Below are 24593 nucleotides of genomic sequence, written 5' to 3'. Positions count from 1 at the left end.
CGTCCCCAAACCGGCCACAAGCGCCGTCAGCTGCGCATCTCGCGCGGTCGCAGCGCGAGCCAGATCAGCGCACCGCCTGCCGCCACCAGAAACGGCAGCATCGCCATGTTGACCATCTGCCAGCCGGCCTGAACCGAGCCGCCCGAGCAGTTCATCAGCCCGCCGGAGGAGAAACTGGCGACAGAGACGCCGCCAAAGATGATCAGGTCGTTCAGCCCCTGCAACCGCCCGCGCTCTTCGGGGCGCTGTGCGCTGGTCAGCATGGTGGTGGCACCGATGAAGCCGAAATTCCAGCCCACGCCCAGCAGGATCAGGGCCACGAAGAAATTCTCCAGCTCCACCCCTGCCATTGCCACCGCACCGGCGCCGGCGAGGATGATCAGGCCAAGCGCGATCACCCGCTCAACGCCGAAGCGGGCGATGATGTGGCCGGTGATGAAGCTGGGGGCATACATCGCCAGCACATGCGCGGTGACCACGTCGGCGGCATCATTGGTCTCGAACCCGCAGCCGACCACGGCAAGGGGCGACGAGGTCATCACCAGATTCATCAGCGCATAGGACACGGTGGCGCAGATCATCGCGACGGCAATGGTGGGGTTGCGGATCAATTCCCCTCGCGTGCGGCCGATGGGGGCACCGGCGGCGGGGGGCTTGGGTTTCGGGATCTTCAGGCCAAGGAACAGGAACATGCCGGTCAGGTTCAGTCCGATCACCGCGAGATAGGTCGCAAGGAACGGCACCACCATGGCCTCGGCCGTGGCTTTGACCAGTTGCGGGCCAAGGACGGCGGACAACAGACCCCCGGCCATCACCCAGGAAATCGCCTTTGGCCGGAACGCCTCAGAGGCGGTGTCGGCGGCGGCGAAGCGGTAAAACCCTTGGGCGCTCATGTAGATGCCGGTGAACAGGCCACCGATGCAGAACAACAGGAAACTGCCGGTCATCAGGCCGTAGGCACCAATCGCCGCGCCGATGGCACCGCCAATGGCACCCGCGACAAAGCCTGCGCGGCGGCCATAGCGCTGCATGAAGGCCGAGATCGGCGTCGCGGTGAGCATCGAGCCGATCACCGTCAGGGTGATCGGCAGCGTGGCCCAGCAGGCGTTGGGGGCAAGGCTTTGCCCCGCCAATCCGGCGATGGTGAAGATCATCGGCATCTGCGCGCCCAGCACGGCCTGCGCCGCGACAAGGACAAACACGTTGCGTCTGGCGAGGGCATCCTGAGTCATGATGGGCATAGCGGTAGGCGGTTTGGCTGGGGCGGGCAAGAGGCGTTTTTGGCGCAAGGACCGGGTTGCCTGTGCGCGGACGGCGGGGCAGGGTGCGGGCATGGTGGGACGGATCATTCAGACTGACGCTTGCGTGTCGGAAGGCGCGCGATGGCTGGCGGCGCGCGATGCGCGGATGGCGCAGGCGGTCACCCTGTGCGGGCCGCTGCCGCTGCGGCGGCAGGCAGATGGCTTTGCCGCGCTGTTGTCGGCAATTGTGTCGCAACAGGTCTCGGTCGCCTCGGCCAATGCGATCTGGGCGCGGCTGCAGGCGGCGGGGCTGACGGACCCGGCGGTGATGGCGCAGGCCAGCGATGAGTCGTTGCGCGCGGTGGGGCTGTCGCGGCAAAAGGCGCGCTACGGGTTGGCGCTTGCGCGCGCGGGGATTGATTTTGAAGGCTTGCGCCGCCTGCCAGATGATCAGGTGATTGCCACGCTGGTCGCGGTGCCGGGCATCGGGGCCTGGACGGCCGAGATTTATGCAATGTTCGCACTTGGGCGGGCAGATGTGTTTGCCCCCGGCGATCTGGCCCTGCAAGAGGCGGCGCGGCTGCTCTATGGGCTGGAGGCGCGGCCCACGGAAAAGGCGTTTCGCGCGATGGCTCAGGTGTGGAGCCCGTGGCGGTCGGTTGCGGCACGGGTGCTTTGGGCCTATTACCGGGTCGCACGGCAACGCGAGGGGATACGGTAATGCGGGAATTGCAATCGGCACGGCGCGGGGTGGCAAATGGCCGGGCGAAAAGCGTGGTGGTCTTTGTGCATGGCTATGGGGCTGACGGCGCCGATCTCCTGGGGCTGGCCGATCCGCTGGCACCGCATCTGCCGGATACCGCGTTTTATGCCCCCGACGCGCCGGAGCCTAGTGCGGGCAATGGCTTTGGCCGGCAGTGGTTTTCGATCCCCTGGCTGGACGGGTCGGATGAGGCCGCCAGCCGCGCCGGGCTGTTGCGGGCGGCCGAGGATCTGAACGGGTTCCTCGATGGCGTGCTGAGTGCCGAGGGCCTGGGGCCGGAGGCGCTGGTGCTGGTCGGGTTTTCGCAAGGCGCGATGATCTGCCTGCACATCGCCCCGCGCCGCCCGTTGCCGGTGGCGGGGGTGATTGCAATCTCGGGCCGGTTGCTGGCACCGGAGTTGCTGGCGGCAGAGGCGATGGTGCAGCCGCCGGTGCTGCTGATCCATGGCGATCAGGACCCTGTGGTGCCCTTTGCCGATATGTCTCTGGCCGGGAATGCGCTGATGGCTGCGGGGTTTGAGGTGTTTGGCCATGTGATGCAGGGCACCGGACACGGAATCGCGCCGGACGGGCTGCGCGTCGCCTTGCAGTTTCTGCGCGAGCGGCTGCCGGGTTAGAACGATTTTTCTGCGAAAAATCGGGGGGCTGCCTGCCCCCCGTCGCCTGCGGCGACTCCCCCCGGGAGTATTTATGCCAAGATGAAACCGGCAGGTTTGGTCAGGCGGTCTGCTTTCTTCAGGCGGTCTGGGCCGCGAGATAGGCGGCGCAGCCGGTGAGGGCGGCGAAATCATCTTCGACCACGGTGATCGAGAAGTCGTGTTCCAGCAGATCAACCCGGCGGGGTTCGCGGAAGTGGCGGCTCAGGCCAAGACGGGCGAAATGCGGCGTCATGGCGCGGGCCATGCCGCCGATCAGGTAGATGCCGCCATAAGGCAGGTGGACCAGCGCGAGATCGGCCAGCGTTTGCGCCAGAATCCGGGTGTAAAGGCTGGCCGCGTGGGTGGCGACCGGATCGCCGTTGTCGAGAGCGGCGAAGACCTGTGCCGAGGTGGTCGCGGCGGGCTGCTGTGCCTGCGCGGCGGCGAAGGCGTGCAGGTTGATCAGGCCGCGGCCCGAGAGCACCTCTTCGACGCCGCAATGGGCGACCTCGTTGCGGGTGGCGAGCAGGGATTCGACAAAGCGCATCAGCGCCAGATCTTCCTCGGAGCGGATCGGCATGTTGACATGGCCACATTCCGAGGGGGGCACGATGCGCGCGGCACCGCTGCCATGCACCGGGGCTGCGTTGACGCCGGTGCCGAGGCCGACCACCAGCATGGTGCCGGGGGTTTGGGGGCCGTCGGTGACCGGGCGCAGGTTGGCGGCGGCAATATGGCCAAGGGCGTGGCCCTGCGCCTGCAGATCATTGAGGATGGCGGTGCGCGTGGCACCAGTGGCGGCACGCAGTTTATCCGCGTCGATCACCCAGTCGAGGTTGGTCATGTTGGCCACGCCCTCCTGCACCGGCCCGGCAGCGGCGACACAGGTGCCGGAGACGGTCTGGCCGCAGCCTTTCAGGTAATCACCGAGAATATCGGCGATGTCCTGCCCGCGCGCCTTGTACTCGGCATTGGCGAAGCGGGCGACGCTGTCAGGCAAAACGCGGGTGCCATCCGCCAGTGCAACGCGGGTGTTGGTGCCGCCGATGTCGGCGAGGAGGGCGAGAATCATGGGCGGCATCCTTGAGCTTCAGTCGTTGCGGGCCAAGGCCCGGGCGAGCGCGTGATACGAAGATTTTGGGGTCCTTGCCAAGCTGTCGAAATCGACATGCACGAGGCCAAAGCGCTTTTCGTACCCCTCAGCCCATTCGTAATTGTCCAGAATCGACCAATAGAAAAAGCCCTGCACATTGGCGCCATCGGCAATGGCGCGCTTGGTGGCGGCGAGGTGGGCGAACAGGAACTCTTCCCGGATCTGGTCGGTGACCGCGCCGTTTTGCACCAGATCGGCATTGGCCATGCCGTTTTCGGTGACATAAAGCGGCAGATCGCCGACGTCGTCGCGGGCCAGCCGGGTGAGGAAATGGTGCAGACCGTCGGGATAGATCTCCCACCCCATCTGGGTTTTCGGCAACGGCCCTTGCGCGTCGCGCAGGTGCGGCCAGGGCGCGGCGGGGTCATGTGCGTTGAGATGGCGGGTGTAGTAGTTGACGCCCAGCCAGTCGAGCTTTTGCCCGATCAGCGGCATGTCATCGTGCCAGTTCTGCGGCATGTGGGGGGCGAGGCCGTCGAGCACGATCTGCGGATAGCTCTGCTTTGTGATGCCCTCGATGAACCAGCGGTTGAAGATGCCGTCCCAGCGGGCGGCGGCGGTCTGGTCCTCGGGCGAGTCGCTCGCGGGTTGGGCGTAGTCGAAGTTCAGCACGATGCCAAGGTTGTGCTGGCCCATGTCGCGCAGACGCTCTACCGCCATGCCATGCGCCAGAAGGATGTGGTGCATGGCGCGGGCGGTGGCGCGGATGTCGCGCAGGCCGGGGGCGTGGGCGCCGATGAAATGCGACAGCCAGGCGACGCACCATGGCTCGTTGATGGTCGCGATGCTGGCCACGCGGTCGCCGAGGCGTTCGGTGATCGTTTCAGCAAAATCGGCAAAGCGGACACAGGTGTCGCGGTTGGTCCAGCCGCCCTGATCGGCGAGGGCCGAGGGCATTTCCCAGTGGTAAAGCGTCTGGAACGGTTTGAGGCCGCGCGCCAGCATGCCATCGACGAGGCGGTCGTAGAAATCGAGGCCTTCCGGGTTCACCGTCACACCATCGGGCATCACCCGCGCCCAGGAGGTGGAGAAGCGGTAGGCATCCATGTTCGCGGCCCGGAGCAGGTCGAGGTCGGCGGGCCACTGGTGGTAATGGTCGCAGGCTTTTGAGCCGTCTTCGGCCCGGATCACATTGCCGGGGGTGGCGGCGAAGCTGTCCCAGTGGCAGGGACCGCAGCCGCCAAAGCCTGCGCCTTCGATCTGATAGGCGGCGGTGGCGGCACCGAACAGGAATCCGGGCGGAAAATCATAGCGGGACAAGGACATGCGAGAGGTCTTTCAGGTAAGATCTGAGGGATCAGGGTCGCAGGCAGGGGCCGGTGGACTGGCCGATGATCAGCTCGGCCTCCAGCAGGCGTTGCTGTGGAACCGGGCCGGGATTGGCGATGAGATCGAGCAGCATTTCCGCCGCCAGCCGCCCGGCATCGCGGACCGACGAGCGGGTGGCGGTAAAGATCGGCACATCCTCGCCGTTCTTCATGTAGCTCAGGTCGTCGTCATGGATGATCACCGAGATGTCGCGGCCCATCTGCAACCCCGCCTCTTCGAGCGCGCGGCGCACCCCCATGCCAGAGATCATCGACGCCACCAGAAAGGCGGTGGGGCGACCCGGCAGGGCCAGCATGCGGCGCGCGGCGCGGTGGCCGGCGATTTCGGTCATCTCGTCCGACGCCATCAGGGCCGGGTCGGGGGCGATGCCGCGCGCCGACAGCGCCCCCTCATAGCCGGTGCGGCGGCGGATCGCAAAATCCATGAACTCCAGCCCGTTGACCAGCGCGATACGGGTGTGGCCCAGATCGAGCAGGAATTCGGCGGCGCGCTGAAAGGCGCGGCGGTTGTTCACATCGAGCCAGCTATAGGGCAGCGTGGTGCCGGTGGCGCGGCCATGCACCACAAACGGCAGGCCGATGTCGTGCAACAGCGCGATGCGCGGGTCGTTCATCTTGGGCGCGTGGACGATGACGCCATCGACATTGCCCTTGGATTTCAGGCTGCGATAGGCGGTTTCTTCCTGATCATCCGGCACCACCGACAGCACCATGTCGTAATCGTTGCGGCTGTAGGTTTCGCCCGCGCCGGCGATGAAGTCGGCAAACACCGGGTTGACGATTTCGTGCCGGGTGGCAATGGGGATCACGTGACCGATGGCCATGGCGCGTCCGGTCGCGAGGCGGATGGCGCGGGTGTTGGGGTGGTAATTGTGGCGTTTGGCGGCGGCCATGACCCGTTCGCGGGTGGCCTCGTTCACCTCGGGGTAGCCGTTCAGCGCGCGGCTGACGGTTGTGGGCGACAGGCCCAGACGTGAGGCGAGTTCCTTGAGGTTCATGGCGGGGGATTCATCGCGCGGCTGCGCCCAAAACGGTTTCAATCGGGGCCGACCTTAGCCATCCCGCGCCAAGAGGTCAAAGATAAAGCGCGCAGGGCGTAATCGTTACAGATCAATGCTGCGCCTGCAAAAACGGCGGTTTGCCAGTGTTGCAGGCGCTTTGGATTGACACATGCCGGGGCATCGGCAAAAGTGCGCCATCCAAAGCGGTTTGAAGGCGATTCTCATTTTGCGCCGGATAGCAGCTGTTGGCACAACGCCTCGCGCAGATGGCGGGGTCATCCGGGAGGACTGCACATGACATTGAAACTGACAGCCAGCGTTGCTGCGCTGGCGCTTATGGCAGGCGGCGCTGTGGCGCAGGACCTGAAATTTCCAGTCGGCGAGGGCGCTTTCAACTGGGCGTCGTATGAGGAATTCAAAGCCGCACATGGCGATCTGGCCGGGCAGGAACTGACCATCGCCGGGCCCTGGCTTGGCCCCGATCAGGAACTGGTCGAAGCGATGCTGGCCTATTTCGAAGCCGCAACCGGCGTGGATGTGAAATACGTCGGCTCTGACAGCTTTGAGACCCAGGTACGGATTGACGCCGAAGCCGGCTCTGCCGCCAATATCTCGGTGTTTCCGCAGCCCGGTCTGACCGCCGATCTGGCGCGTCTGGGGCAGGTGGCCCCGCTGACCGATGCCGATGCCGCCTGGTTGCAGGAAAATTATGCGGCCGGTCAGTCCTGGGTGGATCTGGCCTCGTTCCCCGGCCCGGATGGCAATGATGCGCTGTATGGCTTTTTCTACAAGGTCGATCTGAAATCTCTGGTCTGGTTTAGCCCTGAGAACTTCGAGGATGCCGGGTACGAAGTGCCCGAGACCATGGAAGATCTGAAAACACTGACCGAACAGATGGTTGCCGATGGCGTGACGCCGTGGTGCGTCGGTCTGGGCTCGGGCGGTGCGACCGGCTGGCCCGCGACCGACTGGGTGGAAGACATGATGCTGCGGGTCAACACCCCGGCCGATTATGACGCCTGGGTCAGCAACGAGCTGAAGTTCAACGATCCCAAAGTCGTGGCCGCGATCGAGGAATTCGGCTGGTTCATCGAAGAGGGCCGGGTTGCCGGGGGCCGGGGTGCTGTTGCCACCACCGATTTCCGCGACAGCCCCAAGGGTCTGTTCTCGTCGCCGCCGCAGTGCATGATGCACCGTCAGGCCTCGTTCATCCCGTCGTTCTTCCCGGATGGCACGCAGATGGGTGTGGATGCCGACTTCTTCTACTTCCCGGCCTATGCCGAAAAGGATCTGGGCAAGCCGGTATTGGGCGCAGGCACGCTGTTTGGCATCACCAAGGACAGCCTGGCCGCGCGCGCCTTTATCGACTGGCTGAAAGTGCCGGCCGCACATGAGGTGTGGATGGCGCAATCGGGCTTCCTCACGCCGTTCAAGGGTGTGAACATCGATCTTTATGGCGATGATACGCTGAAGAAAATGGGAGAAATCCTGCTGAGCGCCGACACCTTCCGCTTTGACGGGTCGGACCTGATGCCGGGTGGCATTGGTGCCGGGGCGTTCTGGACCGGCATGGTCGATTACGCTGGCGGCAAACCGGCGCAAGAGGTGGCAGACGCCATTCAGTCATCCTGGGATGGCCTGAAGTAAGCCTTGAAATTCCCCGGCGGCAGCAGATGCCGCCGGGGTTTTCTGTTCCGCAGATGCGGGCAAGCCAAAGAGAGCCGGGGTCGCTGGCCACAGACCGGGGAACCACTAAGGGGGAGGTTGAGGCGCCATGTCACCGGCACTTCAGGGATTGATCACCATCATCATCGGGGTCGGCGGTTGCGTCGCCTATTTCTATTTTTCCAACCTGTTTCTGGACAAGGTGCTGTATCCGCCTTCGGGTCCGAATGCAGGGCGCAACATCAACCGCGCCAACATGATCCGGCCCTGGCTGTTCCTTGCCCCCGCGCTGATCGCGCTGTCGGTGTATCTGGCCTATCCGGTGGTCGAGACCTTGCGGCTGTCGCTGACGCAGCGCACGCCGGGCGGCGGCTATGCATGGGTCGGGTTTGACAACTACATCAAGATGTCGGGCGAGCCGAAGTTCTGGGAAGCCTTGCGCAACAACATGCTGTGGCTGATCGTGGTGCCGGCGATGTCGACCGCATTCGGCCTGCTGGCGGCACAACTGTCGGACCGGATCCGCTGGGGCAATCTGGCCAAGTCGTTGATTTTCATGCCAATGGCGATCTCGTTTGTTGGCGCTGCGGTGATCTGGAAGCTGGTCTATGACACCCGCCCCGCCGATCAGGAGCAGATCGGCATCATGAATGCGGTCTGGCTGGCGTTTGAGGGCGGGCCAGCATCGGTGCTGTTTCTGAAGATCCTGCCGGCGCTGGGGCTGGTGGGGTTTGCGGTTGCGGTCGGCATGGTGGCCTGGGTGTTTGTGCGGCCGATGATCCGCCCCTCGGGGCCGGTCGGGGCGGGCACGGTTCCGCTGCGGCTGCTGGTCGGGGTGGCGGCGGTCTGGCTGATCTACATGTCGGTCCGCGCGGCCATCGGGCTGATCGGGGCGGATCTGCCCTATGGCGTGCCGCAGACCTGGCTGACGATTCCGTTCTGGAACAGCTTTTTCCTGATGATCGTGCTGGTCTGGATCCAGACCGGCTTTGCCATGGTGATCCTGTCGGCGGCGCTGCGCGGGGTGCCGGAAGACACCATCGAGGCGGCGATTGTCGATGGCGCGAACCCGTTCCAGATCTTCTTCAAGATCAAGTTGCCGCAGATCATGGGCACCATCGTCGTGGTCTGGACCACCATCACCATCGTCGTGCTCAAGGTGTTCGACATCGTGTTTGCGATGTCGAACGGCCAATGGGAGACGCAGGTGCTGGCCAATTACATGTATGACAAGCTGTTCCGCGCCAATGACTGGGGTGTGGGGTCGGCCGCGGCGATGGTGATCATGCTGCTGGTGACGCCGATCCTGATCTGGAACGTCTACAACGCCCGCAAGGAGATGCGCTGATGGCTGGCAACGTCTGTGTGATCCGCGACGGAGGAGTAAATCATGAATAACGTTGTGGGCACAAAATCCAGCCTGACCTGGGCGGTGCATATCTCGATGGCGGTGCTGGTGGCGCTGTGGCTGTTCCCGACGCTGGGGCTGTTTGTGTCGTCGTTCCGCACGGCGGATCAGATCGCCACCTCTGGCTGGTGGTCGGCGCTGTCAACCCAAGAGCGGCAGGCGCCGGCCATCCGGGTCGGCGGTGATGAGGTCGAGGTGGACGGGCGCTTTGTGATCGAGGGGCGGCTGTTCCGGGCCACCGATGCCAGGGTTTCGGCCTGGGGCACCACATCCACCCAGCCAGAGGCGAATGAGCCCGGCGCTGTGGCGGAACTGGCCGATGGCGTGACGCTGACCGTGGCCGAAGACGGCGCCTATGTGCTGTCGAGCCCGGTCAGCACCGAAGGCACCCGGCTGCCCCGGATTTTCAGCACGGCGGCGACCCCGCCGGAGTTTACCTTTGACAATTACCGCGCGATCCTGTTCGAGCCGAGCAACACCGATGGCATGTCGCGGGCGTTTTTCAACACGCTGACGGTGACAATTCCGGCGACGATCATTCCGATCGTGATCGCCGCTTTCGCGGCCTATGCCTTGGCCTGGATGGATTTTCCCGGACGGGCGCTGCTGATTGCCGCTGTGGTCGGGCTGTTGGTGGTGCCGCTGCAACTGGCGCTGATCCCGCTGCTGAAATTGCACAACGAGATCGGCATCGGCAAAGGCTATCTGGGCACCTGGCTGGCGCATACCGGGTTCGGCTTGCCGCTGGCGATCTATCTGTTGCGAAATTACATGGTCGGCCTGCCGCGTGACATCATCGAATGCGCCAAGGTCGATGGCGCGTCGGATTTTCAGATCTTTACCAAAATCATCCTGCCGCTGTCGTTTCCGGCGCTGGCCTCGTTTGCGATCTTTCAGTTCCTGTGGACCTGGAACGATCTGCTGGTGTCGCTGGTGTTCCTGATCGACTCGACCGGGCAGACCACGGTGATGACCAAGCAGATCGTGGAGTTGCTGGGCACGCGCGGCGGCAACTGGGAGATTTTGGCGACGGCGGCGTTCATCAGCATTGCAGTGCCGCTGCTCGTCTTCTTTGCAATGCAGAAATATCTGGTGCGCGGCCTGCTGGCCGGCTCGGTGAAGTGAGAGACTTATGGCCAAACAAGAACAAATCGTGATGGGTGTCGACGCCAACTGGTGGCGCGGGGCGGTGATTTATCAGATCTATCCGCGCAGCTATCAGGACAGCAACGGCGACGGCATCGGCGATCTGAAGGGCATCACCCAGCGGCTGGACCATATCGCCAGCCTTGGGGCCGATGCGATCTGGATCAGCCCGTTTTTCACCAGTCCGATGAAGGACTTCGGCTACGACGTGTCGGATTACTGCGATGTCGATCCGATGTTCGGCACGCTGTCGGATTTCGACGCGCTGATGGCGCGGGCGAATGAGCTGGGGCTGAAGGTGATGATTGATCTGGTGCTGTCGCATACCAGCGACCAGCATCCGTGGTTCAAGGAGTCGCGGAAAGACCGGACCAACCCCCGCGCCGACTGGTATGTCTGGGCCGAGCCAAAGCCCGATGGCACGCCGCCGAACAACTGGCTGGCGATCTTTGGCGGCTCCAGCTGGCATTGGGATGCGCGGCGCGAGCAGTATTATCTGCACAACTTTCTGACCAGCCAGCCCGACCTGAACCTGCACCATGAACCGGTGCAGGAGGCGCTGTTGGATGTGGTGCGGTTCTGGCTGGAACGCGGGGTGCATGGCTTTCGCCTCGACACCATCAATTTCTACTTTGCCGACAAATACTTGCGCGACAATCCTTCGCTGCCGAAAGAGCTGCGCAATGACTCGATTGCGCCGGGGGTGAACCCCTATAACCATCAGCTGCATCTGTTTGACAAGAACCAGCCGGAAAACCTTGAATTCCTGAAGAAATTCCGCGCGGTGCTCGACCCGTTCGGCGCGGCGGCGGTGGGCGAGGTCGGCGATGCGCAGCGCGGGCTGGAGATCATGGCCGAGTATACCTCGGGCGGGGACAAGGTGCAGATGTGCTACCCGTTCGAGATGCTGCAACCCAAGCGGCTGACGGCGGAACTGCTGCAAGACACCTTTGCGCGGATGAATGCGGTCGCCCCCGATGCCTGGCCGTGCTGGGCCTATTCCAACCACGACACCGTGCGCCACATCACGCGGTGGGAGCTATCTGACGCTGCAGCAAGGACTTACACGGTGCTGTTGATGTGCCTGCGTGGGTCATTGTGCCTGTATCAGGGCGAAGAGTTGGGCCTGCCAGAGGCGGATATCGACTTTGAAGAGCTGCAAGACCCCTATGGCATCGAGTTCTGGCCCGAGTTCAAGGGCCGCGACGGCGCCCGCACGCCGATGGCCTGGGTGACCGACAATGCCAATGGCGGGTTTTCCGAGGGCAACCCCTGGCTGCCAGTCAAGGCGCCGCATCTGAACCGGGCGGTCGGCGCGCAGGATGCTGACCCCGCGTCGATGCTGAACCATTATCGCCGCGCGCTGGCGTTTCGCCGCGCGCATGAGGCATTGCGTTATGGCGATCTGACCGCTTTGGTGGCGACGGGCGATCTGGCCTCGTTCCGCCGCATGGGTGAGGAGGAGATTTTCTGTGCCTTCAATCTGGGAACAGAGCAGGCACGGATCGGGCTGCCCGAGGGACCTTGGGAAGCCATAGGCGGGGAGCTTGGCGCGACGGCGGCCATCGGGAACGAGGTGACGCTCGGCCCTTGGGGCTTCTGTCTGATGCGCAAGGGATAAGGGAGGGGAACCCGGCATGGCCGAACTGAAACTGACAAATGTGGCTAAAGCTTATGGCGAGGTCACGGTTCTGTCGAACATCAACCTCGACATCAAGACCGGGGAGCTGATCGTTTTCGTCGGCCCGTCGGGCTGCGGGAAATCGACGCTGTTGCGGATGATCGCGGGTCTGGAAAAGATCTCGGGCGGTGAGTTCACCATCGACGGCGAGCGGATGAACGAGGTGCCGCCGGCGCAGCGCGGCATCGCGATGGTGTTCCAGTCCTACGCGCTCTATCCGCATATGACGGTGCGCGACAACATGAGCTTTGCGCTGAAGATCGCCAAGAAATCTCAGGCGGAAATTGACGCGGCAGTGGCCAAGGCGGCCAAGATCCTGCAGCTGGAACCTTATCTCGACCGTCTGCCAAAGGCGCTGTCGGGCGGGCAGCGGCAACGAGTGGCAATCGGGCGCAGCATTGTGCGCGACCCGAAGGTTTACCTGTTTGACGAGCCGCTGTCGAACCTCGACGCCGCCTTGCGGGTGGCGACGCGGCTGGAGATTGCCCAGCTCAAAGAGTCGATGCCGAATTCCACCATGATCTATGTGACCCATGATCAGGTCGAGGCGATGACCCTCGCAACCCGGATTGTGGTGCTGGCCGGTGGCGGGATTTCGCAGGTTGGCACGCCGCTGGAGCTGTATGAGCGGCCGCAGAACGAGTTCGTGGCGCAGTTCATCGGCAGCCCGGCGATGAACCTGATGGCGGGTGAAGTCATCGGAACCGGGGCGCAGACCCGGGTGCGGCTGGCCAATGGCAGTGAAGCGGTGTCATCAGTGCCGACGCTGGCTGCCGATATGGGGCTGAAGGTGAATATCGGGGTGCGCCCCGAAGATCTGCTGGCCACCACCGGCACCCCGATCTTCAAGGGCGAGGTCGAGATCACCGAGGCTTTGGGTGAGGTGACGCTGCTGTATTTCAAGCGTGCCGCAGGCGATGCACAGGTGGTGGCAAAGCTGCCCGGCATCCACACCGAGGTGCGCCGGACCACGGTGGCGTTGGGGGCAGACCCGGCCAAGGTGCATCTGTTCAGCAATGGGATCAGCCTGCTGTATCGCTGAGCGATCAGCCTGCTGTATTGCTGAGCGACCGGACCCGTCCAAGAAGGCCCCTGCGAAAGCGGGGGCCTTTGTCATGGCATCAGGGCCAGCACCGCCAGAAAGACCAGCCCCAGGGCCGAGGCGAGCAGGCTGGGCACCCAGAGCGTAAGGCGCGGGGTGGGGGCGAGGCGGGGGGTGATCTTTGGCTGTGTCATCCCGGTGTTAAACGATGATTCAGTTTCATATGCGTTAACGGTGCCATGAAATGGCATTGGGATTGCGTGGAGAACCCTGACACTGCCCGCCATGGCGCGCTGCAGCAAAGCGCGGCCTATGCGCAGGCGGTGCGGGCCTGTGGGGGCCGGATTGCGGTGGCAGAGTTGCGCGATAGCGAGCAGGTTCTGGCCCGGGTGCAGGTGATGCGCCGCACCGGGCTTGCCGTGGCACTGCGCGGCCCGGTCTGGGGCGTGGAGCTGGAGCCCGCGGCGCAACGGGCCGCGCTGCGCCGGTTGGCACGGATCGGGGCGGCGCTGGTGGTGATGCCGGAGCAGGCGGTACAGGGGTTGGGGATCATCCCCCTGATGACGCCGCGCCATGTGGCGCTGTGGGATCTGGCCGCTGACCCTGCCGATCTGCGTCGGGCGATGGCGGGCAAATGGCGCAATGCTCTGGCAGCGGCGGAGCGGCGTGGGGTGCGGGCGGGGCATGCCCCGTTGAGCGCCTTGCCCGCCCTGATCGCAGCCGAGGCCGCGCAGCGGCAGGCGCGCGGCTACCGGGCCTTGCCCGGCGCGTTCACCCATGCCCTGCCGGAACAGGCGCTGCGGCTGTGGCAGTGGCGGCAGGGCGGGCGCGCGCGGGCGATGATGTGCTTTGTGCGGCATGGCGACTGGGCGACCTATCATCTAGGCCATGCTGACGCGGCGGCGCGGGCGGCTGGCGCGCACCGGGTGCTGTTGTGGCAAGCAGCACTCGCGCTGCGGGCCGAGGGGGTGCGGGTGCTGGATCTGGGCGACATCAACACCGAAGCGGCTGCGGGCCTTGCGCGGTTCAAGCTGGGCACGGGCGCGGCCCTGCACCGGCTGGGGCCGACCGCGCTGGTGCTGCCGGGCTAGGGCTGCGGCACCGGGGCGCTTGCATCGGGGGGGCGGATGCGGTCTGTCTTTGCGCAAAGAGGATCCTTGCCATGACCAAAGCCCCCGCCCGCCCGAAGATGTTTCCGCCGCCAGAGTTTCCGCCGCGCAGGCTGCCGCTGTTTGCCCGGATGCCACCTGCGGTGTTTGCGGTGGCGCTGGGGCTGCTGGGCCTGTCGCTGGCGCTGAAACGGGCGCTGGCCGAGGCGCAACTGCCGCAGGGACTGGCCGATCTGGTGATGGGACTGGCGGTGGGGCTGTGGCTGTTCTGCGCGGTGGCTTACGGCATCAAGATCGCCCGCCGTCCGGCTGTGGTGATGGATGAGCTGCGGGTGCTGCCCGGACGGGCGGGGCTGGCGGCGGCCACGGTCGGGGCCTTTGCCTGCGCGGCGGTGCTGGGGTTTTTCCTGCCGGGGGTGGCGCGCGGGGTGCTGGCCTTTGGTCTTGGGTTGCAGACCGTGCTGGCGGGGCTGATGATCCGCACACTGCTGACGGCCCCGGCTGAGGGGCGGGTGGTGACGCCGGTCTGGCATCTGAGCTTTGTCGGCTTCATCGTCGGCGCATTGGCGGCGGTGCCGCTGGGCTGGGTCACGCTGGCGAGTGTGATCCTGTGGGCGACGATCCCGGTCGCGGTTGGCATCTGGGTGGTCAGCCTGTGGCAGCTGGTGCAGCGCGTGCCGCCCGCACCGCTGCGGCCGCTGCTGGCGATCCATCTGGCCCCGGCCAGCCTGTTTGCGAGCGTGGCGGGGCTGTTGGGGATGACGCTGCTGGCGCAGGGAATGGTGCTGCTGGGCTGCGGAATCGCGCTTGCCCTGTTGGTCACCGGGCGCTGGATCACCCAAGGCGGGTTTTCGCCGCTCTGGGGCGCGTTCACCTTTCCGCTGGCGGCCTTTGCCTCGGCGCTGTTGATCAACGGCTGGGGCGTGGCCGGGGTGCTGGTCACGGTGCTGGCGCTGGGGGCGGTGCCGGTGATCGCATGGCGGGTGCTGCGGATGTGGCCTGCGGGCACGCTGGCCACGAAGACCAACGCCGCAACGGCCTAGGGCGGCGTCAGCATCGTGCTGCCGACCGCCGCCGCGCGGGCGAGTTCGGGGTCAAGGCTCATCGGTACATAATCCCCGCGCCGCCAGCGTTCGCCCAGATCGTCGTAATGGCGTGACAGCGGGTGGCCGGACTGGCCGGTGGAGATCACGAAAACCGAGGAATCCGGGTCAGCAAAATCATAGACTCCGCGATAGCCCGCGCCATGCACGTTGAGGTAAGGGTTCGGCCCGGTGCCTTTGGTGCGGCCGCGCATCAGGGTGTGGTCGCCGCCGCTGGTCGATTGGCGGATGTTGACGAACCATTTCAGGAACGGCACCTCGCCCATCACCGGGTGATCATGCGTCGCCTCATGCGCCTGACCCCAGCGCCAGCTTTCGGGATTGGGGCCATAGGTCGCGGTGAGCGTGATCAGCGCCTCATCGAGCGCGATGCGGGCGAGGTCGGCACAGGTTTCCACCGCCGCCGACTGGATCACATCACACCACACCCCGGCGCCGCCCGTGTCGCGGAACACCCGGTCAAGAAACACCGGATCGGGATGGGTGATGCTGTCGGCCAGCGGCCCCAGCTCGTCGCGGATCAGCCGGTCATTGAGCGCGCGCAGCCAGGCCATGTAGATCAGCGGCTCGGGCAAATGCTCGTTCATCTCGCCGTTCCATTCGGCCAGCAGCGTCAGCGCCCGCTGGCGCAGGCGTTCGGGCGTGTTGTCGGCAGCAGCCTCGCCGGTGAACCACAGATCGGCCCCGATCAGCGGCAAGATCGCGCGGGCGGTCGGCGAGACGGTATCGAGCTGCGCCTCGATAAAGCTTTCGCGGGTGTGCACCTCGCGCGTTTGCATCAGCGCCAGCCAGCGCTGGATGCGCTGGGTATCGCCCCAGAGAAAGGACAGATGGTCGGGGAAGGGGCGGTCAACGGTCTTGTTGTTGGTGTTGCCCAGGATGCCGCTGGTCGGGTTGACCACGCGCGGGTTGGACTCGTAGGGCAGGGTGCCCTGCCAGCGCGCGGCGGGATTGGTGCCCAGCGCGGGCATGCGGCCTTGGGTCGGATGGGCGGGATCACGCATCGGCAGCTGGCCGATCACCTGCAGTGCGATGCCGGAGTTGTCTGCCAGCATCAGGTTTTGTGCCGGGGCGACAAACAGCCGGCCCGCCTCGATGGCGTCGTCAACCGAGCGGGCCTGCATCACCCGCAGGGCTGCGGTCATCGTCGTATCGGCGCCCGAAAGCGCTGTCCAGGACAGGGCTGCCACATGGCCGGGCGGGGTGACCGAGGCCAGATCGTAATGCGAGCCGGGCAGCACCGGCCCGGCCTCGGACCAGCGCAGGGTGATGGTGACCGGAGCCTCATCCTTGACCTGAATGATCGAACGGCGGGTGGCGAAGGGTTTCATCCCCTCGGCGGTTTCATATTCTTCGGTATTGGCGGGGTTCAGCTTTTCCATGATCAGATCCTGATCATCGGCGTAAGATGAGGTCAGCCCCCAGCCCACCGCTGCCGAGCGCCCGATCAGGATGCTGGGCACACCGGGGATGGTCGCCCCGATCACGCCGCCCGATTGCAGCTCCAGCCGGGCCAGATACCAGATCGTCGGCGCGGTGAAGCCCAGATGCGGGTCATTGGCCAGAAGCGTGCCGCCGGCAGCCGACCGCTCCGGCACTGCGGCCCAGGCATTGGACGCGCCCGCCAGATCAAGCCGGGGAAACGGCGACAGCGGGTCATTGGTGGCCACGCGCAAGGGCGCGGTGGAGGGTGTGATCCCCGGCATCAGCTGCGCGTAATCGGGCAGGGCGGTGACAGCCTGCCCCGGATCATCGGGCAGAATGTCGCGCAGCCGGTCGGCGGGCAGCAGCATCGACATGCGGGCGCGCAGCACCTCTGCCTCAAGATGGCCGGAAAGCTGCAGCGCCATCAGCTTGAGGATGGCGATGGAATCGGCGGGGGCCCAGGCGGCGATTTCGTTGGAGAAAAAGAAGAACTCCGGCGCGCCGCGCCCCCGGGCACCGGAATTGATCTCGCCGATCCACGCATTGACGCCTGCGGCATAAGCCTCCAGCGCGGCGCGGGTGGGGTCATCCTGCGCTTCGACCGATTGCAGCGACAGGGTGTAAAGATCGTAGCGGCGCAGCAGCTCGTCCACCTTGAGCGTGCGGCGGCCAAACACCTCGGACAAGCGCCCCTGAGCCGTGCGGCGCAGCATGGTCATCTGCCACAGCCGGTCCTGCGCATGGGCAAACCCCAGCGCGAAATACACATCCGGGTCGGTCGCGCCAAAGATATGCGGCACGTTGTCATTGTTGCGCAAGATCTCGACCGGGGCCGAAACCCCCGGCATTGCAAAGGATTCGGTATAGTCGGGGATCGAGCGTTCCAGAAAGTAATAGACGCCGATCAGACACAGCAGACCCAGGGCCACAAGCCCGGTCAACAGTCGCAAGAGCCAACGGAAAACATTGAGCATAGGGGGCCTGTTCTTGACGGCAGGAGTGGGCCTGTTACCTAAGACATTGCAGACAAAAGAGCAATGCGAAGGGAGGATCGGTATGGCAAAGGTGGCATTCCTGGGGTTGGGCGTGATGGGATTTCCCATGGCGGGCCATCTGGCGGCCAAAGGGCATGAGGTGACGGTCTACAACCGCAGCCCGGCCAAGGCAGAGGCCTGGGTCGCAAAACACGGCGGCCGGGCAGCGGCGACCCCGCGCGAGGCAGCCTCGGGTCAGGATTTCGTGATGGCCTGTGTCGGCAATGACAGCGACCTGCGGGGCATCTGTACCGGGTCGGACGGGGCCTTTGCCGGGATGCAGGCCGGGGCGGTGTTTGTCGATCACACCACGGTATCGGCACAAGTGACGCGCGAGATGGCGCTGCAGGCCGAAAACATGGGCCTGGGCTTTGTCGATGCGCCGGTGTCGGGCGGGCAGGCGGGCGCAGAAAACGGCGCGCTGTCGGTGATGTGCGGCGGCGCCGAGGCGCAATATGCCCGCGCCGAGCCGGTGATCGCGGCCTATGCCCGGATCTGTCGCCGTCTGGGCGATTCCGGTGCCGGGCAGATCGCCAAGATGATGAACCAGATCTGCATTGCCGGGCTGGTTCAGGGTCTGGCCGAGGCACTCGCGTTTGGCGAAAAGGCGGGGCTTGACGGGGAGGCGGTGATCGAGGTGATCAGTCAGGGCGCGGCCGGATCGTGGCAAATGGCCAACCGGCACAAGACCATGCTGGAAGACCGCTTTGACCATGGTTTTGCGGTCGACTGGATGCGCAAGGATCTGGCGATCTGTCTGGCCACCGCGAATGACATCGGGGCCTCGCTGCCGGTGACGGCGCTGGTGGATCAGTTCTACAAGGACGTCCAGCGCATGGGCGGCGGGCGCAATGACACCAGCAGCCTGATCCGCCGGCTGCGCTGACGCGGCGCACGGATTTTCTGCGAAAATCCGGAAGGTCCGAATGTTCTGCGAACATTCGGGTTCTTTCTTCCGGAAGTTTCGCAGAAACTTCGTGCCGGCGATCTTTCGCAGAAAGATCGTGGGATCAGGGGATGATGCGGTTGTATTTCACCCCGGCCAGAGTCGCCCCGGCGATGAACCCCTGCTGACCGAATACCAGCGCGATCACCGGCTCCATCTCGGTCGTTTCCTTGCCCAAGGAGGCGCCCTGCGCCGGTGTGGCATAGCGCACATCGGCCCCGACCGCCCAGCCGGGGCTGCGCCGGAACTGGCCCAACGCGCCTTCGGTCATGAAGAACAGGGCATGGGCATATTGCTGTGCGCCGATCTGCAGACCAAAGGTGGCGCGGGTGGCGGAATAGTAATCCACCGTCACCCCGCCCACCCGCAGGGCCCCGCGGCCATATCCACCGCCATAGATCAGCCCGGCCTCGGTGATCAGCGGCATGATCAGCACGCCCGAGGCGCGGTTGGCCAGATCACGGGTTCCGGGGAAATTGTTGAAAAGATACTCTTCGGTCGAGTTCACCCGCGCGTCGATCTGGGCCGAGCCGGGGCTGCCGACGCCGTTGCCACAGGCCGCCAGAAATGCGGTGGCCCCGGTTGCGCCAAGAAATGCTCGTCTGGAAAGTCCGCTGAATACGGTCATCTGCTGTCGCCTCTCGCCTCATTTGGCCGCCCGGGGGCGGAACAGGGCTCTGCTGGCCCGTTGCTACCAGATATAGCGGCTTTGTGTGCCGTTGTCATGCGCAGATAGGGGGTCCGGCGGCAGATTGCCGAGACCGGGACGGGTCAGGCTTGCCCGGCGCGGATCGCGCGGGCGGCTTGCGGGGCGAAATAGGTCAGCACCCCGTCACATCCGGCCCGGCGAAACGCCATCAGGCTTTCCAGCATCACCCGGTCGCCGTCGATCCAGCCATTCAGCGCAGCGGCCCGGATCATCGCGTATTCGCCCGAGACCTGATAGGCATAGGTCGGCGCGCCAAAGGTGGTTTTCACCCGGTGGATGATGTCGAGATAGGGCATGCCCGGCTTGACCATCACCATGTCCGCGCCTTCGGTCAGATCGCGTTCGATCAGGCGCAGCGCCTCATCACTGTTGGCCGGGTTCATCTGATAGGTCTTCTTGTCGCCCTTCAGCGCACTGGAGGCCCCCACCGCATCGCGGAACGGGCCGTAATAGGCGCTCGCGTATTTCGCGGCATAGGACATGATCGCCACATCCTTGTACCCCGCACCCTCCAGCGCCGCGCGCATCGCGCCGATGCGGCCATCCATCATGTCGGACGGCCCCAGAATATCGGCCCCGGCCTCGGCCTGTGCCAGCGACATTTTCACCAGCGCCTCTACCGTCTCGTCGTTCAGGATGATGCCATCCTGCACCAGCCCGTCATGGCCATGCGCGTTATAGGGATCAAGCGCCACATCGGTCATCACCGCGATTTCCGGCACCGCCGCCTTGATCGCGCGGATGGCCCGGTTGGCAAGGTTGTCGGGGTTCCACGCCTCTTCGCAGCCGGCGGATTTTTTCGCGGGATCGGTATAGGGGAACAGGCAGAGCGCCGGAATGCCCAGACCCGCCGCCTCTTCCGCTGCTTTCACCACCTGATCGACGCTCAGCCGCTCAACCCCCGGCATCGAGGCGATGGGTTCGCGCAGGTTGGTGCCGTCGCGCACGAACACCGGCCAGATCAGGTCGTTCACCGACAGCGTATGTTCCTGCGCCAGTGCGCGCAGGGCAGCAGACTTGCGCAACCGGCGAAAGCGCGAAGTGGGTGTGGGGGCAACGGTCAGGCGCATGGCAGGGCTCGCATCTGGTCAGGGGCTTGCAGCTTTGCCTCTTGCCTGCCATGGAAAGGCGCGGCGCTGCAAGCCTTGCGCGCAACAACCGGCAAAAGGTGCGACCGTCTTGGAATGGTATTCGCTGATCTTCCTGTTGATCGACATGCGCTCGTTTTCCAGCCTGTGGTACTGGATTGCGCTGGCGGTGCTGTGGTCTTCGGTCAGCCATTGGGTGCTGGGCGTGCCGTTTGACCTGATCAACCGGGCCCGCAGGCAAGGCGAAGGCGTGGCCGAGGATCTGGCGGTGCTGGCGCGGATCAACGCCCGGCGGATGCTGTATATCTCCCGCAATGGCGGCTTGTGGCTGATTGGCATCGTGTTCTTTGTGCTGACCATTCTGACACTGTTATCAGTGCTGTATCAGGTAGAGTTCGCGCAGGCGGTGCTGTGCATGGTCGCGCCGATGGTGCTGGTCGGCTATCTGACCCTGCGGCTGGCCTTGCGGGTGGAGACGGATGCGCCCGAGGGGGCGGCGCTGGTGCGGCTGTTGATGCGGCACAGGTTCATGGTGCAACTGATCGGGATGATTGCGATTTTCGTGACCGCCCTGTTTGGCATGTATCACAACATCACGTGATGAGTCGCCGGGCCTGCCCTTGACGGGCGGGCTGCGGGGCGTAGGTAGGGCGCCATGAGCAAGACATCCTCTCCTGACCGTATCGTGCTGGGCGGCGCGCCCGAAGGCTATGACGCCCGTCTGCTGGCGCGGGAACTGGCGCGCGGTGCGCCGGTGATCCATGTCGCCCGCGATGACAAGCGGATGGAGGCGATGCGGGTGGCACTTACGGTGCTGGCGCCGCAGGCGGTGGTGCTGGATTTCCCGGCCTGGGATTGCCTGCCCTATGACCGGGTATCGCCCAATCCCGATATTGCCGCGCGGCGGATGGCGACGCTGGCGGCGCTTGCCGCCGGGGTTCCGGGGCCGTTTGTGCTGCTGACCACGGTGAATGCGGCAACCCAGCGGGTGCCAGCCCGCGCGACGGTGGCCGCCAGCAGCTTTACCGCCGTTGTCGGCAAGCGGGTGGATGAGGCACATCTGAAGGGGTTTTTGTCGCGCATGGGGTTTTCGCCGGTCTCGACCGTGGCGGAGGCTGGCGATTACGCGCTGCGTGGCGGGATCATCGATATTTATCCGCCGGGGCATCCCGGCCCGGTGCGGCTCGACTTCTTTGGCGATGTGCTGGATGGCTTGCGCCGCTTTGATCCGGTCACCCAGCGCACGGTGGAGAAATTGACCGCCGTTGATCTGTCGCCGGTGTCCGAGGTCATTCTGGACGAGGCCTCGATCACCCGGTTCCGGCAGGCGTACCGGATCGAATTCGGCGTCGGCGGCGCGGATGATCCGCTCTATGAGGCGGTGAGCGCGGGGCGCAAGCATCAGGGGATGGAGCATTGGCTGGGCCTGTTCCATGACCGGCTGGAGACGCTGTTCGACTACCTGCCGGATGCGGCGGTGATGCTGGATGATCAGGTCACGCCGATGCGGCTGTCGCGGTGGGAAGGCATTGATGATGCCTATGATTCCCGGCGCGAGGCGATGAGCGTGAAGGGGCGGTTGGACACGGTCTACAAGCCCGCCGCACCGGGCCTGTTGTATCTGGATGATGCGGCCTGGGAGGCGGCGGTTGCTGCGCATCGCGTGGTCCAGCTGTCGCCCTATCCGCAAAGCCCCGGTCCGGGTGTGCTGGATGCCGGTGGGCGGCAGGGGCGGAATTTTGCGCCAGAGCGGCAGATGGAATCTGTCAGCCTGTTCGGGGCCTTGGCCGATCATCTTCGGGTGTTGCGTCAAGACAATCAGGTGGTGATCGCCAGCTGGTCCGACGGCGCGCGCGAACGGCTGGAGGGGTTGCTGCAGGATCAGGGCGTGCGCGATGCCAAGCGCATAAAGGATTTCCGCGACCTGCCCGAGGGGCGTGGCGGGGTGTTCCTGCTGGTCTGGGCGCTCGAGTCGGGCTTTACCGCGCCCGGTCTGGCGGTGATTTCGGAACAGGATGTGCTGGGCGACCGGATGGTGGGCAAGCCGCGCCGCAAGCGCAAGGCCGACAATTTCCTGCGCGAGGTCGATACGCTGACGCCGGGCGATCTGGTGGTGCATGTCGAGCATGGTGTCGGCCGCTATCTGGGGCTGGAGACGATCACGGCGCTGGGGGCACCGCATGCCTGTGTGGCGCTGGAATATGCCGACAGCGCAAAGCTCTACCTTCCGGTCGAGAATATCGAACTGCTGTCGCGCTATGGCCATGAAGAAGGCTTGCTTGACCGTCTGGGCGGCGGGGCGTGGCAGGCGAAAAAGGCCAAGCTGAAAGAGCGGATCAAAGAGATCGCCGACCGGCTGATGCGGATCGCGGCAGAGCGCGCGCTGCGCCATGCGCCGATCCTGGAGGCCCCGCATTCGATCTGGGAGGCGTTTGCCGCGCGGTTCCCCTATACGGAGACCGATGACCAGCTGGCGGCGATTGCCGATGTGGTGGCCGACCTTGAGAAGGGCAGCCCGATGGACCGGCTGGTGGTCGGCGATGTCGGTTTCGGCAAGACCGAGGTGGCGATGCGCGCGGCCTTTGTCGCCGCCATGGCGGGGATGCAGGTCGCGGTGATCTGTCCGACCACCTTACTCGCGCGCCAGCATTACCGCAGCTTTGTCGAGCGGTTTCGCGGATTTCCGATCAACATCAAACCCTTGTCGCGCTTTGTTTCCACAAAGGATGCGAATGCCACCCGAACTGCCATGACCGATGGCACGGTGGATATCGTGGTCGGCACCCATGCGCTGTTGGCCAAGGGCGTGAAGTTCAAGAACCTCGGCCTGCTTGTCATTGATGAAGAACAACATTTCGGCGTGGGCCACAAGGAACGGCTGAAAGAGATGCGGTCCGAAATCCATGTGCTGACCCTGACCGCCACGCCGATTCCGCGCACCTTGCAGCTGTCGCTGACCGGCGTGCGTGACCTCTCGATCATTGCCACGCCGCCGGTGGACCGGCTGGCGATCCGCACCTATGTGTCCGAGTTTGACTCGGTCACCATCCGCGAGGCGCTGTTGCGGGAGCGGTTCCGGGGCGGGCAGTCATTCTATGTCGTGCCGCGCATTTCCGACCTGCCGGAGATTGAAGATTTCCTGAAAACCCATGTGCCGGAGGTGAGTTACGTGATCGCCCATGGCCAACTGGCGGCGGGCGATCTGGATGACCGGATGAACCAGTTCTACGACGGCAAATATGACGTGCTGCTGGCGACGACGATTGTGGAATCGGGCTTGGATATTCCGACCGCGAACACGATGATCATCCATCGCGGCGACATGTTCGGCCTGAGCCAGCTCTATCAGATCCGGGGCCGTGTCGGGCGCAGCAAAACGCGGGCCTATTGCTACCTGACCACCAAACCGCGCAGCCCGCTGACGCCGCAGGCACAAAAGCGGCTGAAGCTGTTGGGAAGTCTGGACAATCTGGGGGCAGGGTTCAACCTGGCCAGCCATGACCTCGATTTGCGCGGCGCGGGCAATCTGCTGGGCGAAGAGCAGTCGGGTCATATCAAGGAAGTCGGCTACGAGCTGTACCAGCAGATGCTGGAAGAGACGATTGCCAAGATAAAATCCGGCGAGATCAACGGGTTGGCACCGATTGATGATGCGTGGTCACCGCAGCTGAACCTTGGCCTGCCGGTGATGATCCCTGAGGATTACGTGGTCGATCTGGATGTGCGGCTTGGCCTTTATCGCCGGCTGTCGGGTCTGGCCACCAAGGTGGAGCTGGAGGGCTTTGCCGCCGAGCTGATCGACCGGTTCGGGCCGCTGCCGAAAGAGGTCAACACGCTGATGCTGATCGTGCGGATCAAGGCGATGGCGAAACGCGCCGGGATTTCGCGCATTGATGCCGGGCCGAAGGGGGCCACGATCCAGTTTCACAACGACAAATTCGCCAACCCGGCGGGGCTGGTCGATTTCATCAAGGCCGAAGGCGTGGGGGCAAAGGTGCAGGGCACCAAGATTGTGCTCTTGCGCGACTGGAAGTCAGAGGCTGACCGGATCAAGGGGGCTTTTGCCATCGCCCGCGATCTGGCCGAAAAACTTGTGCGGCCAAAGGGGTAGGG

The 24593-nt window shown here is 64.7% G+C and carries 20 protein-coding genes; 12 read left to right on the top strand and 8 right to left on the bottom strand.

The window, feature by feature from the left end; translation table 11 throughout:
- Positions 1-26: 26 nt before the first annotated feature.
- Complete coding sequence (locus tag J2X53_RS16685) at positions 27-1232, bottom strand: MFS transporter (protein WP_349038731.1); 1206 nt, start codon at positions 1230-1232, stop codon at positions 27-29.
- A 100-nt stretch (positions 1233-1332) separates the two neighbouring features.
- Here J2X53_RS16685 and J2X53_RS16680 point away from each other — a divergent pair, with 100 nt between their 5' ends.
- Together J2X53_RS16680 and J2X53_RS16675 are read left to right on the top strand one after the other, a co-directional pair.
- A complete protein-coding gene (locus J2X53_RS16680) occupies positions 1333-1962 on the top strand; it encodes a DNA-3-methyladenine glycosylase 2 family protein (protein WP_349038627.1) in 630 nt (209 codons plus the stop codon).
- Positions 1962-2621: an alpha/beta fold hydrolase gene (locus J2X53_RS16675; RefSeq protein ID WP_349038626.1), complete on the top strand. Its 660-nt coding sequence runs from the start codon at positions 1962-1964 to the stop codon at positions 2619-2621. The genes J2X53_RS16680 and J2X53_RS16675 overlap by 1 nt, the downstream gene beginning before the upstream one ends.
- A gap of 118 nt (positions 2622-2739) precedes the next feature.
- Here the strand turns inward: J2X53_RS16675 and J2X53_RS16670 are convergent, their stop codons facing one another.
- Genes J2X53_RS16670 through J2X53_RS16660 form a run of 3 tightly spaced genes read right to left on the bottom strand, consistent with a single transcriptional unit; the run spans position 2740 to position 6121 of the window.
- Positions 2740-3714 carry an ROK family protein gene (locus tag J2X53_RS16670; protein WP_349038625.1) on the bottom strand — a complete coding sequence of 325 codons (975 nt, stop codon included), beginning with the start codon at positions 3712-3714 and terminating at the stop codon, positions 2740-2742.
- Positions 3715-3732: 18 nt separating this feature from the next.
- On the bottom strand, positions 3733-5061 hold the full coding sequence (locus tag J2X53_RS16665) for a GH1 family beta-glucosidase (RefSeq protein WP_349038624.1): 1329 nt from the start codon (positions 5059-5061) through the stop codon (positions 3733-3735).
- 31 nt (positions 5062-5092) lie between these two features.
- A complete protein-coding gene (locus J2X53_RS16660) occupies positions 5093-6121 on the bottom strand; it encodes a substrate-binding domain-containing protein (RefSeq protein ID WP_349038730.1) in 1029 nt (342 codons plus the stop codon).
- Between the two features lie 297 nt (positions 6122-6418).
- Between J2X53_RS16660 and J2X53_RS16655 the strand changes: the two genes are divergently transcribed.
- From J2X53_RS16655 to ugpC, 5 genes are all read left to right on the top strand, one after another.
- Positions 6419-7771, top strand: a complete 1353-nt coding sequence (locus tag J2X53_RS16655) for an ABC transporter substrate-binding protein (protein WP_349038623.1) — start codon at positions 6419-6421, stop codon at positions 7769-7771.
- A gap of 127 nt (positions 7772-7898) precedes the next feature.
- Positions 7899-9137, top strand: a complete 1239-nt coding sequence (locus J2X53_RS16650; protein WP_349038622.1) for a sugar ABC transporter permease — start codon at positions 7899-7901, stop codon at positions 9135-9137.
- A gap of 42 nt (positions 9138-9179) precedes the next feature.
- Positions 9180-10322 (top strand): carbohydrate ABC transporter permease, encoded by a 1143-nt coding sequence (locus J2X53_RS16645; protein ID WP_349038621.1) that lies wholly within the window; start codon positions 9180-9182, stop codon positions 10320-10322.
- Between the two features lie 7 nt (positions 10323-10329).
- Positions 10330-11964, top strand: a complete 1635-nt coding sequence (locus J2X53_RS16640) for an alpha-amylase family glycosyl hydrolase (protein WP_349038620.1) — start codon at positions 10330-10332, stop codon at positions 11962-11964.
- 16 nt (positions 11965-11980) lie between these two features.
- The gene (ugpC, locus tag J2X53_RS16635; protein WP_349038619.1) at positions 11981-13066 is read left to right on the top strand and encodes a sn-glycerol-3-phosphate ABC transporter ATP-binding protein UgpC; all 1086 of its coding nucleotides are present in this window, start codon (positions 11981-11983) and stop codon (positions 13064-13066) included.
- Positions 13067-13137: 71 nt separating this feature from the next.
- On the opposite strand, the gene J2X53_RS16630 is transcribed toward ugpC, so the two are convergent.
- Complete coding sequence (locus J2X53_RS16630) at positions 13138-13260, bottom strand: hypothetical protein (protein ID WP_349038618.1); 123 nt, start codon at positions 13258-13260, stop codon at positions 13138-13140.
- Positions 13261-13305: 45 nt separating this feature from the next.
- Between J2X53_RS16630 and J2X53_RS16625 the strand changes: the two genes are divergently transcribed.
- The gene (locus tag J2X53_RS16625; protein WP_349038617.1) at positions 13306-14157 is read left to right on the top strand and encodes a GNAT family N-acetyltransferase; all 852 of its coding nucleotides are present in this window, start codon (positions 13306-13308) and stop codon (positions 14155-14157) included.
- 71 nt (positions 14158-14228) lie between these two features.
- Entirely contained in the window at positions 14229-15218 is a 990-nt protein-coding gene (locus J2X53_RS16620) for a tellurium resistance protein (protein WP_349038616.1), read from the top strand.
- On the opposite strand, the gene J2X53_RS16615 is transcribed toward J2X53_RS16620, so the two are convergent.
- Positions 15215-17677 carry a penicillin acylase family protein gene (locus J2X53_RS16615; protein WP_349038615.1) on the bottom strand — a complete coding sequence of 821 codons (2463 nt, stop codon included), beginning with the start codon at positions 17675-17677 and terminating at the stop codon, positions 15215-15217. The genes J2X53_RS16620 and J2X53_RS16615 overlap by 4 nt on opposite strands.
- Before the next feature lie 82 nt (positions 17678-17759).
- Between J2X53_RS16615 and J2X53_RS16610 the strand changes: the two genes are divergently transcribed.
- On the top strand, positions 17760-18623 hold the full coding sequence (locus J2X53_RS16610; RefSeq protein WP_349038614.1) for an NAD(P)-dependent oxidoreductase: 864 nt from the start codon (positions 17760-17762) through the stop codon (positions 18621-18623).
- Between the two features lie 124 nt (positions 18624-18747).
- Here the strand turns inward: J2X53_RS16610 and J2X53_RS16605 are convergent, their stop codons facing one another.
- Together J2X53_RS16605 and hemB are read right to left on the bottom strand one after the other, a co-directional pair.
- Positions 18748-19311, bottom strand: a complete 564-nt coding sequence (locus J2X53_RS16605; protein WP_349038613.1) for a YSC84-related protein — start codon at positions 19309-19311, stop codon at positions 18748-18750.
- Positions 19312-19454: 143 nt separating this feature from the next.
- Complete coding sequence (hemB, locus tag J2X53_RS16600) at positions 19455-20462, bottom strand: porphobilinogen synthase (RefSeq protein ID WP_349038612.1); 1008 nt, start codon at positions 20460-20462, stop codon at positions 19455-19457.
- A gap of 109 nt (positions 20463-20571) precedes the next feature.
- Here hemB and J2X53_RS16595 point away from each other — a divergent pair, with 109 nt between their 5' ends.
- The gene (locus J2X53_RS16595) at positions 20572-21081 is read left to right on the top strand and encodes a component of SufBCD complex (protein WP_349038611.1); all 510 of its coding nucleotides are present in this window, start codon (positions 20572-20574) and stop codon (positions 21079-21081) included.
- Between the two features lie 54 nt (positions 21082-21135).
- Positions 21136-24591, top strand: coding sequence for a transcription-repair coupling factor (gene mfd, locus J2X53_RS16590; RefSeq protein WP_349038610.1), 3456 nt, complete (start codon positions 21136-21138; stop codon positions 24589-24591).
- Positions 24592-24593: the final 2 nt, after the last annotated feature.

Source organism: Pseudotabrizicola sp. 4114 (assembly GCF_031457365.1).
Classification (GTDB): Bacteria; Pseudomonadota; Alphaproteobacteria; order Rhodobacterales; family Rhodobacteraceae; genus Pseudotabrizicola.
The sequence above is the reverse complement of the archived record's forward strand: the minus strand, read 5'-3'. Positions and strand labels throughout refer to the sequence as shown.

Coding starts and splice junctions, on each gene's coding strand:
- J2X53_RS16685 (WP_349038731.1), bottom strand. CDS start 1,232: ATGACTCAGGATGCCCTCGCCAGACGCAACGTGTTTGTCCTTGTCGCG.
- J2X53_RS16680 (WP_349038627.1), top strand. CDS start 1,333: ATGGTGGGACGGATCATTCAGACTGACGCTTGCGTGTCGGAAGGCGCG.
- J2X53_RS16675 (WP_349038626.1), top strand. CDS start 1,962: ATGCGGGAATTGCAATCGGCACGGCGCGGGGTGGCAAATGGCCGGGCG.
- J2X53_RS16670 (WP_349038625.1), bottom strand. CDS start 3,714: ATGATTCTCGCCCTCCTCGCCGACATCGGCGGCACCAACACCCGCGTT.
- J2X53_RS16665 (WP_349038624.1), bottom strand. CDS start 5,061: ATGTCCTTGTCCCGCTATGATTTTCCGCCCGGATTCCTGTTCGGTGCC.
- J2X53_RS16660 (WP_349038730.1), bottom strand. CDS start 6,121: ATGAACCTCAAGGAACTCGCCTCACGTCTGGGCCTGTCGCCCACAACC.
- J2X53_RS16655 (WP_349038623.1), top strand. CDS start 6,419: ATGACATTGAAACTGACAGCCAGCGTTGCTGCGCTGGCGCTTATGGCA.
- J2X53_RS16650 (WP_349038622.1), top strand. CDS start 7,899: ATGTCACCGGCACTTCAGGGATTGATCACCATCATCATCGGGGTCGGC.
- J2X53_RS16645 (WP_349038621.1), top strand. CDS start 9,180: ATGAATAACGTTGTGGGCACAAAATCCAGCCTGACCTGGGCGGTGCAT.
- J2X53_RS16640 (WP_349038620.1), top strand. CDS start 10,330: ATGGCCAAACAAGAACAAATCGTGATGGGTGTCGACGCCAACTGGTGG.
- ugpC (WP_349038619.1), top strand. CDS start 11,981: ATGGCCGAACTGAAACTGACAAATGTGGCTAAAGCTTATGGCGAGGTC.
- J2X53_RS16630 (WP_349038618.1), bottom strand. CDS start 13,260: ATGACACAGCCAAAGATCACCCCCCGCCTCGCCCCCACCCCGCGCCTT.
- J2X53_RS16625 (WP_349038617.1), top strand. CDS start 13,306: ATGAAATGGCATTGGGATTGCGTGGAGAACCCTGACACTGCCCGCCAT.
- J2X53_RS16620 (WP_349038616.1), top strand. CDS start 14,229: ATGACCAAAGCCCCCGCCCGCCCGAAGATGTTTCCGCCGCCAGAGTTT.
- J2X53_RS16615 (WP_349038615.1), bottom strand. CDS start 17,677: ATGCTCAATGTTTTCCGTTGGCTCTTGCGACTGTTGACCGGGCTTGTG.
- J2X53_RS16610 (WP_349038614.1), top strand. CDS start 17,760: ATGGCAAAGGTGGCATTCCTGGGGTTGGGCGTGATGGGATTTCCCATG.
- J2X53_RS16605 (WP_349038613.1), bottom strand. CDS start 19,311: ATGACCGTATTCAGCGGACTTTCCAGACGAGCATTTCTTGGCGCAACC.
- hemB (WP_349038612.1), bottom strand. CDS start 20,462: ATGCGCCTGACCGTTGCCCCCACACCCACTTCGCGCTTTCGCCGGTTG.
- mfd (WP_349038610.1), top strand. CDS start 21,136: ATGAGCAAGACATCCTCTCCTGACCGTATCGTGCTGGGCGGCGCGCCC.